At 32.2% G+C, this 12042-nt stretch carries 15 protein-coding genes; 11 read left to right on the top strand and 4 right to left on the bottom strand.

Translation table 11 applies throughout. The features are described 5' to 3' along the window. Window positions 1–80 precede the first annotated feature (80 nt). The 11 genes from tenA to P8V03_RS13740 all read left to right on the top strand — a co-directional run bounded on the left by tenA (window position 81) and on the right by P8V03_RS13740 (window position 8702). The gene (tenA, locus tag P8V03_RS13790; protein ID WP_318798569.1) at window positions 81–740 is read left to right on the top strand and encodes a thiaminase II; all 660 of its coding nucleotides are present in this window, start codon (window positions 81–83) and stop codon (window positions 738–740) included. 6 nt (window positions 741–746) lie between these two features. Beyond that, the gene (locus tag P8V03_RS13785; RefSeq protein ID WP_318798568.1) at window positions 747–1499 is read left to right on the top strand and encodes an ABC transporter ATP-binding protein; all 753 of its coding nucleotides are present in this window, start codon (window positions 747–749) and stop codon (window positions 1497–1499) included. Then, a complete protein-coding gene (locus P8V03_RS13780) occupies window positions 1496–2236 on the top strand; it encodes an ABC transporter permease (RefSeq protein ID WP_318798565.1) in 741 nt (246 codons plus the stop codon). The genes P8V03_RS13785 and P8V03_RS13780 overlap by 4 nt, the downstream gene beginning before the upstream one ends. Beyond that, on the top strand, window positions 2236–3255 hold the full coding sequence (locus tag P8V03_RS13775; protein WP_318798564.1) for an ABC transporter substrate-binding protein: 1020 nt from the start codon (window positions 2236–2238) through the stop codon (window positions 3253–3255). The genes P8V03_RS13780 and P8V03_RS13775 overlap by 1 nt, the downstream gene beginning before the upstream one ends. A gap of 271 nt (window positions 3256–3526) precedes the next feature. Continuing rightward, window positions 3527–3751 carry a DUF1659 domain-containing protein gene (locus P8V03_RS13770; protein WP_318798562.1) on the top strand — a complete coding sequence of 75 codons (225 nt, stop codon included), beginning with the start codon at window positions 3527–3529 and terminating at the stop codon, window positions 3749–3751. Between the two features lie 99 nt (window positions 3752–3850). After that, a complete protein-coding gene (locus P8V03_RS13765) occupies window positions 3851–4069 on the top strand; it encodes a DUF2922 domain-containing protein (protein WP_318798560.1) in 219 nt (72 codons plus the stop codon). A gap of 67 nt (window positions 4070–4136) precedes the next feature. Further along, window positions 4137–4301, top strand: a complete 165-nt coding sequence (locus P8V03_RS13760; protein ID WP_318798558.1) for a YvrJ family protein — start codon at window positions 4137–4139, stop codon at window positions 4299–4301. A gap of 74 nt (window positions 4302–4375) precedes the next feature. After that, the gene (locus tag P8V03_RS13755) at window positions 4376–4966 is read left to right on the top strand and encodes a sigma-70 family RNA polymerase sigma factor (protein ID WP_318798556.1); all 591 of its coding nucleotides are present in this window, start codon (window positions 4376–4378) and stop codon (window positions 4964–4966) included. A gap of 57 nt (window positions 4967–5023) precedes the next feature. Next, a complete protein-coding gene (locus tag P8V03_RS13750) occupies window positions 5024–5572 on the top strand; it encodes a DnaD domain-containing protein (RefSeq protein WP_318798555.1) in 549 nt (182 codons plus the stop codon). Continuing rightward, the gene (locus P8V03_RS13745; protein WP_318798643.1) at window positions 5457–6314 is read left to right on the top strand and encodes an ATP-binding protein; all 858 of its coding nucleotides are present in this window, start codon (window positions 5457–5459) and stop codon (window positions 6312–6314) included. The genes P8V03_RS13750 and P8V03_RS13745 overlap by 116 nt, the downstream gene beginning before the upstream one ends. Window positions 6315–7313: 999 nt before the next feature. After that, window positions 7314–8702 carry an FMN-binding protein gene (locus tag P8V03_RS13740; protein ID WP_318798553.1) on the top strand — a complete coding sequence of 463 codons (1389 nt, stop codon included), beginning with the start codon at window positions 7314–7316 and terminating at the stop codon, window positions 8700–8702. Between the two features lie 176 nt (window positions 8703–8878). On the opposite strand, the gene P8V03_RS13735 is transcribed toward P8V03_RS13740, so the two are convergent. The 4 genes from P8V03_RS13735 to P8V03_RS13720 all read right to left on the bottom strand — a co-directional run bounded on the left by P8V03_RS13735 (window position 8879) and on the right by P8V03_RS13720 (window position 11934). Beyond that, the gene (locus P8V03_RS13735) at window positions 8879–10591 is read right to left on the bottom strand and encodes a bifunctional diguanylate cyclase/phosphohydrolase (RefSeq protein WP_318798551.1); all 1713 of its coding nucleotides are present in this window, start codon (window positions 10589–10591) and stop codon (window positions 8879–8881) included. 68 nt (window positions 10592–10659) lie between these two features. Next, window positions 10660–10806, bottom strand: a complete 147-nt coding sequence (locus P8V03_RS13730) for a cyclic lactone autoinducer peptide (protein WP_428978979.1) — start codon at window positions 10804–10806, stop codon at window positions 10660–10662. After that, window positions 10803–11471 (bottom strand): accessory gene regulator ArgB-like protein, encoded by a 669-nt coding sequence (locus P8V03_RS13725; protein ID WP_318798549.1) that lies wholly within the window; start codon window positions 11469–11471, stop codon window positions 10803–10805. Before P8V03_RS13725 ends, P8V03_RS13730 begins: the two co-directional genes overlap by 4 nt. Continuing rightward, complete coding sequence (locus tag P8V03_RS13720) at window positions 11443–11934, bottom strand: hypothetical protein (RefSeq protein ID WP_318798547.1); 492 nt, start codon at window positions 11932–11934, stop codon at window positions 11443–11445. Before P8V03_RS13720 ends, P8V03_RS13725 begins: the two co-directional genes overlap by 29 nt. Between the last annotated feature and the right edge of the window lie 108 nt (window positions 11935–12042).

Below are 12042 nucleotides of genomic sequence, written 5' to 3'. Positions count from 1 at the left end.
TTTTAAAGACATAGGTACAAACCTCCTCTGGTTTGTACCTTTTTTATTTTTCAAATTTTTATAAATTAGGAGGCACTAATATGAAGTTTTCAGAAAGCTTGTATGAAAGCGTTAAAGAAATTTGGGAATCCTATTATACCCATCCTTTTGTAAAGGGAATAGGCAATGGCACTCTAGAAATAGACAAGTTTAAATTTTACATGATTCAAGATTACATATACCTTCTAGACTATGCCAAGGTTTATGCATTAGGCATAGTAAAGGCAGATAGAGAAGATATAATGCAGGGCTTTTCCAGCATGGTGAACAACATTCTAAATGGAGAAATGAGTATTCACCGCTCCTATATGAAAAGACTGGGCATTACCTATGAAGAAATTGAAAATACAAAGGCTTCTCTTGCAAATATCTCATACACCAACTACATGCTTGCTGTGTCACAAATAGGCGGGCTGCCAGAGGTATCCGTTTCTCTACTGGCTTGTATGTGGAGCTATTTAGAAATTGGCAGAAACTTAAGCAAAAACCCTGGTGCTGTAGACCACGAATTTTATGGTGAATGGATTAGAGGATATATATCAAAGGAATATGTGGGATGTACTAAATGGCTTATAGATTTAGTAGATGAACTTTCAGAAAATCTTTCACCAAAGGATAAGGAAAGATTAAAAGAAATATTTATAAATACCAGCAAATATGAAGCAATGTTTTGGGATATGTCTTATAACAAGGAGATGTAATTATTAATGTTAAAGTTTTGTGACGTAACCTTTAAATACGAAGAGGACTCCTATACCCTTATAAAAGACCTAAGCTTCAATGTAAATAAAGGTGAATTTATAAGCATAATAGGTCCCAGTGGCTGTGGTAAGAGCACAATATTTAGATTGATTTCTAAACTTGAAAGAAGCTCTAATGGAGAAATCTATATTAATGATAACAACATTAATACTATTAGCGATCCTATAGGGTATATGCCTCAAAGTGACCTGCTGATACCCTGGAGAACTATTTTAGAAAACGCTTGCCTTCCCCTAGAAGTAGGTAACAAAAAACAAAAGGATGCAAAAAAGAAGGCTGAAGAATTTTTAAAAACCTTTGGATTAGACAACTATAAAAACAAGTACCCAAAGGATTTATCTGGAGGAATGAGACAGAGAGTTTCCTTTATAAGAACTCTCCTTACCGGTGCAGAGGTTATGCTTTTAGATGAACCCTTTAGTGCCTTAGACGCCATAACAAAGCTTTCCATGCAGGAATGGCTTTTAAATCAATGGTCAAAGCTTAATAAAACTATATTATTTATAACCCACGATGTTGAAGAAGCTTTGTTTTTATCTAATAAAATATTTGTAGTTTCCGAAAGGCCTATAACTAAATTAAAGGAAGTAGTAGTACCTTTTGGTTACCCAAGGGACAGGCATATGTTAAGTAAACCTGAAATGCTTAGCATAAAAGAAGAACTTGTCAATGAATTAAAGCAGAGGATTGAACTATGAAGAAATATAAATCATCAATAATTGTAAGTATTGTATTTTTTATAATATGGGAGGCTCTAGCAAGATATATAGATGCTATGTACATACTTCCTTCTCCCAGTAGAATTGTAGAAAAGATTTGGCTTTTGAGAGAACCTCTCTTTTTAGTACATCTTCCCTCTACACTGTTGGTTACTTTTATAGGTCTTGCTATATCAATAGTTTTAGGTGTAGGCCTAGCTATAACCATGAGCTTAAATGAGAAAATAGAAAAGGCAATATATCCTATTGTAGTAGTAACTCAAACCATACCTATTACTGCCTTGGCACCGATATTCGTGCTTTGGTTTGGATACAGCATTTGGAGTAAGGTGGTAGTAACTATACTTATTACTTTCTTTCCTATAACGGTGAATTTATATGATGGTCTTCGTTCTACTAAAAGGGAAATGGAGGAACTGCTGATTACTTATGGAGCAAGCAAAAGGGATATATTTATCAAATTAAAATTTCCCTCTGCCCTTCCCTATTTCTTTTCAGCAATAAAAATAGCAGTGCCTCTTAGTGTAATAGGTGCTGCCATCAGTGAATGGCTTGGATCTCAATCGGGCCTTGGCTATTTTAGTAAAAGGATGATGACCCAGTTAGATGGAGCAGCAGTCTTTGCTCCAATAGTGATTTTATCCCTTGCTGCAGTTATCCTTGTGTTTATAATTAATCTCTTAGAAAATAAAATAATAAAATGGAGGAACGAGTAATGAAAAAACTTAAATATCTCTCACTATTATTAACTTTTATATTTATAACCTTTATGGCAGCAGGCTGCTCAAATAAAGAAGCAGCTAAAACTAATGGAGAAAAACTAGAGGAGGTAGACTTAGTGCTGGACTGGTATCCAAACGCAATACATACCTTTATATATGCAGCTATGGAAAATGGATACTTTAAAGAAGAAGGCTTAAAGGTTAATATCAAATACCCTTCTAACCCAACAGACCCACTTTCACTACCAGCTGCAGGCAAAGCAACCTTAGGTATTTACTATCAACCAGATATAGTAATTGCAAGAGCAAATGAAAACGTTCCAGTAAAATCTATTGGAGCAATAGTACATACACCATTAAACGTAATAATATCCTTAAAGGAAAAAAATATAAATTCACCTAAAGATTTATCTGGAAAAACCATTGGATTTTCAGGAAATCCTTTAAATACAGAATATGTTAAAACCATGGTAAAAGCAGATGGGGGAGATCCAAACTCTGTAAAAGTAATAGATGTAGGCTTTGAACTTCTTTCATCAATGGTAACAAAAAAGGTAGATGCTACAACTGGGGGCCTTGTAAACCATGAAGTTCCAGTAATGCAGCATGAAGGTCATGAAATAAACTACTTTGATCCATCTAAATATGGAGTACCTAATTATTACGAAGAAGTCTTTGTTACCAGTGATAAAACTTTAAAGGAAAAACCTGAAACCTTGAAAAAGTTTATGAAGGCTGCAAAAAAAGGTTTTGAATTCACAAAAAATAACCCTGATAAATCCTTAAAGATATTGCTAAATAATCAGCAAAAGGATAATTTCCCTCTTATAGAGGCAGTGGAAAAACAAAGTATAGATATTCTTCTTCCTAAGATGGAATCAAAGGACGAACCTTTCTTATATCAAGACAAGAAGGTTTGGGAAAACAATATAAACTGGCTTCAAGAAAAAGGTCTGCTAAAGGAAAAAGCTAATGCAGAAGACTTTTATGTAAATCTTGATGAAATTAAATAGAAGAGAAAGGGGTTGTCTTACAGCGTATAAGACAACCCCTTAAAATATTTCCTTTAAATCTATTACCAAGCCTTTAAAAATTCTCAGGCTTCATCTCCTTACAATAAAAACTCTCCTTTACTTATGTCAAAAATTAGGGAAAGAATTCTCTTTACATAAGAACTTATGTTCCGTATAATAAATATAGAACATGAGTTTGTAATTATTTTTAAGAATCCTGTCACCTTTTTAAAAATTCCCGGTATATATTAGGTGAAAGGAGTTGATAAATATGGCTGCAACAGCAACAAAATTAAGTAGTTCATTAATCATTAAGTACATCGATGGGATGGACTCAAAGGGAAAGGAAATAGTGAAAAAGCAGAGCTTTTCAAAAATAAAAACCTCTGCTGCAGAGCAAGATCTCTTTGACGTAGCAAAGGAAATAGAAAAGCTTATCGGCAAAACTTTAGATGAAGTTATAAGGGAAGATCAAAATTCAATAACTAACATTTAGAAGGGTACTTATCCAAAAACTAAGAGAATGAATCAATGGACAGTTAATAAACTTACCTTAACTGTCCACCATCAACTAAATAAAAAGGGGGCTGTGTAAATGAGTAAAACACTGGTAATGAACTTTTTAAATGAGGAAGGTAAAAAAACAGCAATTAGAGTAAGTAACGTCAGAGAAGACGTAACTGACCTAGAGGTAAAAACTGCCATGGATCTTATAATATCCAAAAACATATTTACCTCTACCGGCGGTGACTTAAAAGTTAAGGACTCTGCAGAGATAGTGGATAAGAGCACTACAGATCTTCAAGTCAAATAAACCCATTAAAATAACAAACTCCCCGGTGTAATATCTTTTGCACTGGGGATATATAGTAGGTGATTAAATGAATACAGACCTTTTAACTATGATAGGTAATATGGGATTTCCCATTGCGGTATCCGTGTACCTGCTGGTTAGATTAGAAAGTAAACTTGAAGCGCTCACCTTAAGCATAAATGATCTTTCAGTGACTATAAAAAACTTGCTAGCTTCAGAGGTCGGAAGATAAAAACAGGGCAGAACTTCTATAATAGAGGTTTTGCCCTGTTTTACTTCTTCTAATATAAGTGGGGAGTGGTTGTTATGATAAAAAACAATATTGATGTCTTAATTATGGAAGCACAGAAGGGTAATAAAGACTCCTTAGAAAAAATATTAAATTTGTACAAGCCCCTTATTCTAAAAAATGCCAGACAGATTTACATAAATGGATATGAAACAGAAGATTTAATACAGATAGGCAGCCTGTCTCTTGTGAAAGCTGTGTATAAGTACCAAGCTGATAGAGGCGCTAACTTTACAATCTTTGCTGCAAAGGTTATTAAAAATACCTTTAATGAAGAGTTAAGAAAAGTCATAAGCAAGAAATGGGATGAAAACTTTAAATGCAGCCTAAACAGCTTGAACAAAGACGGCATAGAGTTTATAGAAATACTACATTCACCAGAGGATTTAGAAGAGACTGTTCTTTTAAAGGAAAAAATAGCTATGCTTAAAAAGGCTATTAATAATCTTCCTGAAGATGAAAGAGAAATTATTAATTGGTTTTACCTAAATAATAAATCCTTAAAAGAGTATGCTGCTAAAGAAGACATAAATGTTAACACTGTTGTAAAGCGAAAAAGCAGAGCATTAGGAAAACTAAAAAGATATTTTTTGAAGAATTATAAATAACTATTATAAGTGAATTATAAGTGGAGGGGTTGAAATTGAAGAATTGGTTGTTCAAAGATGACAGTCCATGTGGCTGATTCTGACAGACCAATACCAGATAATACTACAGATATTACTACAGAAGTTAATGATAATGATAATAAGGCCCCTGAGGAGACATTACCAAAACCAAATATCCTTGAAAAAGCTAATGACAAAAATAGTGCCCTTAAAAGTGTACTAAACTTTTACAGCAGTAATATAAGACTGCCAAGCTCCTATGAACTCGAAATATTCAACTCTCTCCTAGAAGAATTTAAGGAGCCAGAGCTTATTATACTTGCCCTTAAGCAGTCCATAGAAAGTAATGCACGGAACTTAAGGTACGCTGAAAAGGTTCTTTACAACTGGCTGGATAAAGGCATAAAAACTGCAGAAGCAGCAGAAAAATTTATTGCTGATTATAAAAAATATAAGGGAGATGGGATAGATGGATACTCTAGAGAAAAGTATTGGCAGGATAAATGTTATTATACAAAGACTTCGGCAAAACACAGTAAATGGTCAGGCTACAAGCCTCCAAGAGGAAATCACCCAGCAGACATCCACATCGAAGGACTTATCTAAGAAGTCCTCCTCTATAAATAACAAAGAACTCTCTCCAGTATCTAGAGAAAACCCTATTGGAGAATGTCCTCTTTGTTTAGGAAAGGGTTTTATAATAAAGCATAATATAAATGCCCAGGATACGATAATTTTCTGCAAATGCAAAGAGATGGACAAAACCCGTGCCCTGTGGAAAAACTCAGGAATAGAATCAGAAAAAAACAGACTTACCTTCTCAAACTACAGGCCCTATAATCAATTCACTGAGGAGGCAAAAAATACTGCTCTAAACTACTTTAAAAACTTTAAGAACATAAGAGCTACAAGAAAAAATAGTGCAGCTTTTCTAGGACAGGTAGGCAGCGGAAAGAGCCATTTAAGCATTGCCATTGGCTTAAACCTTTTAGCAAAGGGCCTTCATGTAATTTATATGTCCTATAGAGATGAAATCTTAAAACTAAAACAGAACATTTTAGACGAGGAATACTATGCCAGCTGCATAAGAAAGTACAAATCTGCAGAGGTTTTAATTATTGACGATCTGTTTAAGGGTAAAATCAATGAATCGGATATAAATATAATCTTTGAAATAATTAACTATAGGTACATGAAGAACCTTCCCATTATTGTGTCTTCAGAGTTTACCTCAGAGAGACTGCTGTATTTTGATGAGGGTGTTGGAAGCAGAATTATTGAGATGTGTAAGGACTATATAATTGAAATGGAGGGAAGAGAAAGCAATTATAGGATAAACCATAGATGACAAATAAACCAGAGAAATATAATAACTTTTATACATAGCTTAGGATTTATTATAATCTATTAATAAATCTTAAGTATCTTGAATAATATATTAGTGATTATCAATTTTGCTTATAGGTGTTTTAATGGAAGCAAAGATATTTATGTCACTATCTCAACTAATTAAGTCTCTTTTAGGTACCTTTTTGCTCGGAATTATACTTGGCTCTATAATAGGAGCACTGCTATTTTTAAAATTTAAAAAGCACTTTAGATAGACTTTAACTATATAAAGTGCTTTCAACCATTGAATTTAACTTAGCAAAATACTTATTTAGATTAAAAACTACAGGGATTTACCTATTGTAAATTCTTGTAGTTTCTCTTATTTTTTATTACCCTTTTCTTAATTTCTATTCATATCAGATGTCTTCACTTTGATCTAGCTTCACCTTTTTTTCTAGTTGAGCACCTAATACTTTACCGAATAATGTGGACAAGATAATGCTCTAACATTAATCTTGTAAAAAACACCTGCTTATTTAATCTTAAGTAGGTATAAAAAATAAATTTAAGGAAAGAATTTCAACATATTATAATTTAAAAAGGAGATTTAAAAGTGAAAACTTTTTTATACTTTGTTTTATTATTGCTTATTATAGGTACAATCGTTCTCACTCTAGCATTATGCAAGGCTGCTGGTAAAGAAAAATATTTTTAAGTTTATTTGTTAATCATTTATTATGTCACTAATGGTATTTATTTAAAAGCAAAAACCTTGTTTCTAATCTCTCTGATAAGCTTATTGTTTATCCTAATGCACTATACAAAACTACTAATAAAGATAACACCTCAATTACTCTTTTCAATGTGTATCATTTCATATAACTTTATTCTTTAATCGCTCTTTTAAAGATCCAAAATATAATTAGACAAAATTATAACTAAATTGTAATTATACTGTAACAATCTAAGGGTAAAATGAATTCTTGATGGAACTAACTAAAGGGGGTCCGAATATATGAAGAAAATATCTAAACTTCAAGTATTAAGATTTGTTATCCAAATAGGATTTTTATTTTTCTTACCTAGCTTATTCACTTTAACCTTTGGTGAATTAAAGCAGCTTTACTCAATGATTGCTTCAGGTAATTTCAATTTTACAGCAGCTCTTCCACAACTACTGGAAGCAATTGTAGTTATACCGGCAACAATATTATTGGGCAGATTCTTTTGTGGATGGATTTGCGCCTTTGGTACCTTCAACGATATTATTTATCTTTTGTCTAATAGATTATTTAAGACGAAATTCATAGTAAAGGAAAAAGTAGACTCAGTATTAAAATATCTAAAATATGTAGTTTTGTTGTTTATAATATTTCTTGCATGGATAAAAGGCATCTCTCTTGATAGCTATAGCCCCTGGAATGCTTTTGCCCAGTCTACTGAGTTCACTGAAACAATATTTTTATATCCAGTAGGCTTTGGAATACTAGCATTAATAGTTGTAGGCACTATATTTATAGAACGGTTTTTCTGCAGGTACTTATGTCCTCTAGGAGCTATCTTCTCTATAACTTCTAAGCTTAGGCTTCTGAGAATAAATAAGAATAGAGAAAAGTGTGGCAAATGCCGAATCTGTACAAATAATTGTTCCATGGGAATAAAGCTTTATGAAGTAGATGTTGTAAACAGTGGGGAATGTATAAATTGTATGAAATGTATAAGTTCTTGTCCTAGAAGCAATACTGAACTAAAAATAGTAGGGAAAAAAGTCAACCCTGCTTTCGTTAGCGGTGCAATAATATTGAGCTTTATAGCTATATACTCCTTATCAACAATTCTTGTTGCTAAAAGCAATGTAGCTTTAAGTACCGATACTAACTTATCAAAAACGGAGAATTCAATATCAGAAAATAACAATAGTACAAGCAGCACAGAAGGAAAAAAATATAAGGATGGAACTTATGAAGGGACAGGCCGCGGCTACAGACCGAATTTAAAGGTTTCTGTTACAATAAAAAATGATAAAATTACTGATGTTCAAATATTATCAAATAACGAAACGCCTAGGTATACTACAATCCCTTTTGATACAATACCTAAGGAAATTATAGATTCACAATCAACGGATGTAGATACCATATCCGGTGCAACTAGGACAAGTAACGGAATAATGGAAGCAGTAGAAGATGCACTTAGCCAGGCTAAAACTGGTGGTTCTGGTGAAAGCAGTGCAACAAAAGAAAGTGGTAACCAATCTACCGATGAATCTAATAATTCAGGTAGATATGATGGAAAAGAAATCTACCCAGGTGAAGAGTATAATAAAAATAACGCTCCAAACGACAACTTTGGAGATAACTTAAGTCCAAGATTTGATGGTAATCGTAGACAAAGACATAGATAAACGTCTGTGCTGAAAGCTGCTTAAAATAACATGCAATACATAATAAGGGCCTGTCTCACTAAGGAATTTACATGCAATATATTAATTAACAAACTTAAAATTATCACAATATATTATAGTATATTCTTAATGCAACAGTCCCTTATTAATTGCCTATATTATAGTGAGGACATACTCTATTTTTCATTAAAGGATACCAAATTGTCAAACTTGTCCTTGTTTTCCTCAACTACTTCTATAAACTTTTCTGCAATATCAGGATCAAATTGAGTACCTGAACACCTTCTGATTTCTAATAAAGCTTCTTCATAGTTTTTTCTATGACCATAAGGCCTATTGGATGTCATTGCATCAAAGCTATCTACCACTGTTAGCACCCTGGAAAGATATGGAATCTCCTCTTTTTTTAGCTGAGATGGGTACCCTTTTCCGTCATATCTTTCATGATGATATAAAATTAAAGGAATTACCTCTTTTAAAGACTCTACAGAGTTTATAAGATTAGCTCCATTTGCTGGGTGGTGCTTTAGTATCTCCCACTCTTCATTGGTTAACGTCATCTTTTTATTTAATATTTCTTCTGCAATACTTATCTTTCCTATATCATGTAAATAAGCACCATACTTTAAAGTTTTCTTTTCTTCATCAGTAAGTTCTAACTTATTTGCCAAAAGCTTAGCAAACATTACAACTCTCTCAATATGTCCATATGTATACCTATCTTTATTATTTATTATACTAATCAAGGTTTTTATTGATGTAATTAAGTCTATGTGCTCTTCTTCAATATCTTTCTTTAGTTCTTCTAGTACAGAATGGTAGGTTTCCACTCTATTCTTGTTAAAGAATTTAGCCCTATACAGTGCATCATCAGCACTGTTAATTAACTCCACTTCATTTTTGGCTTTACTAGGAAAAGTTGAAACTCCTACTGATATTGTAATTTTTCCATTAGGTTGGTTTTTTTCCCCTTCAAATTCCCAATTTTCCACTTCTGCTCTAATTCTTTCAGCTACAGTAATTGAAGTTTTTTCATCGGTATTGGACAGTATAATGACAAATTCTTCTCCACCATACCTAGCAACTATATCGCCTTTTCTTACATTATTATTTAGTATATAGCCTATTTGCCTCAGAACATCATCACCTTTTTGATGTCCATTTAAATCATTGTAATGCTTAAAGTAATCAATATCTAGTAGTATTAGTGAAACTGAAGATTTTGACTCTTTTGCTTTTTCAAGTATACTTTTTAAAGCATCCTGAAAAAATCTGTGATTATAAACCTCAGTTAATCCATCTATATTAGCTAGGTTGGATAGTTTATCAATATACTCATTTTCAATTTTAACATAATACCCTAATAACCAAGCTGTTAATATGAAAATTCCACATAAAATCAAGTCATTTTCAAAGCAATTGTTGATAATCTTACCTTTTGCATAAATTAAATCAATAGTTAGTACTATGGAAGATGATATAACAGCTACGATAATTCCGTATCTCATCTTTGATTGTATTGTGGCTGTTATGATAATAAATAAAAACAATAACTTATATTGACTGATATACGCCCTTGATAGAATTATTAGAACTGTAAATAATAAAATGAATATAAAATCCTCAATTACTTGTAACCACTTAATACCACTAAACTTTACTTTCCTTGTCCAAAAAAATACCCAAACCAAATAAATTAGTGCTAATACTAAAATACTCATTCCTAATGGGATCATACTTAAGTAGTCATTTGCATCTATGTATCCATAACTTACTACCCTTGAGAATCTATTAAAAATTATGATGCCACAGAAAAGCAGAGAGGTTAACTTCACAATTGATATAATTTCATATACTTTTTTCTTTCTATTATTAATGATTTCATTCATATTCGCACACCTATTGTATTTTAAGTTTGTAAGCAATAAGTATAAAGACCGAAAAATCGGCCTTTATACTATTCCTCTCTTAAGCACTTTGGCTCCTCTGGTTGATAAAATCCCCATCCACATGCAGACGCTGAAGTTGAAAGTGCAAAAAATGTACACAATGATGCTGCTAGTACCATCATGCTCTTTAATGCCTTCATTTTAAAATTTTTCATTTTTTTCCCCCCAATATATTTATAATTTTTTCAAAGAAAGTATCTATATTTGATAACACTAGATACCCTTTCGGTGTAAGTGTTAACACCTGCCATAGAACACCTAAGCAAATGCACATAGCAATTACTAGATATTGATTATTTCCTATTATAAAGTGGCCAACTAATAACGTTGCTACAAGAATAACTAATACATTAACAGTAAAAATTGACCCTTTTTTCATACGTTGTTTGGATTTCTCCTTCACAATAGGCTTAGCTGGGCTATCTACTGGTGCATATTTGTAAATATTATAGTATGCAAATAGGAAAACAACTACTATTATAGTAATAAGCCAGCTTAAGTTTACTAACTTATAGGTATATTCTACAAATAGTGCTAGTCCAACTGATACCAATGCACCTATTAATGCACAACGATTAGGAGAGGTAGAATGAGCTCCTCCAGAATACTTTCTCAATATGCTAATACTAAAGGAAACAACTAAAGCCTCTAGTGGAACCTTAAATATCATCCCAAGGATTATAACCATAATGATGCACCAAATTGTTTGGATAAAGTTAAATGCACCATAGGCAATAATCTCTTTCTTATCCTTGTCTAAGTTTAGAGTAGAAGCGACCTTAAATGCTAAATTATTTGATAACTTCTCTATTAGAAACATTTGTACCAGCCTTTCTTGAGTATGAATTTCTACTCCATATTGCAAAAATAATTATAGCAAATAGCAGCAGAGATGGGATACCATATATTACTTTTAGAAAAGCATTTTTAAATGCACTTTCAGCATTTACTTTAAATAAACTTGTTATAATAAAAACATTAATCCACTCGCAAATAAACAGTATGGTCGCTGAAGTCAATCCAGCAGATACTGCTTTAATGATGTCAATTTTATTTATATTAATAGTTATTAAAACATAAATTATAAGAAGTATTATTGTATGTACTCCAAAATGAATTGGAAGCATCCTTACTAAGTAAGTTGCTATCGATAGTAATATAGTAGATATACAAAAATTTATCTTATCAATGTTTTTGCCTGAAAAAGCATATGCAGATAAAACTAGTATGCATGTTTCAGGAATAAGCCTTAGGAAAAATTCTAATAACGATAACTTTAGCATAGTTCACCTCATGTGATAAATCATGTCTATTTCCATACTATGTAATTATACCATTAATTTATCACAGGGTGAATATACAAATATAATAAAAAATGACAACTATACTTA

The sequence above is a fragment of the Clostridium tanneri genome, assembly GCF_033659955.1.
Classification (GTDB): domain Bacteria; phylum Bacillota; class Clostridia; order Clostridiales; family Clostridiaceae; genus Clostridium_AM; species Clostridium_AM tanneri.
Note: the sequence above shows the minus strand (reverse complement) of the source record. Positions and strands in the feature narration are given on the sequence as shown.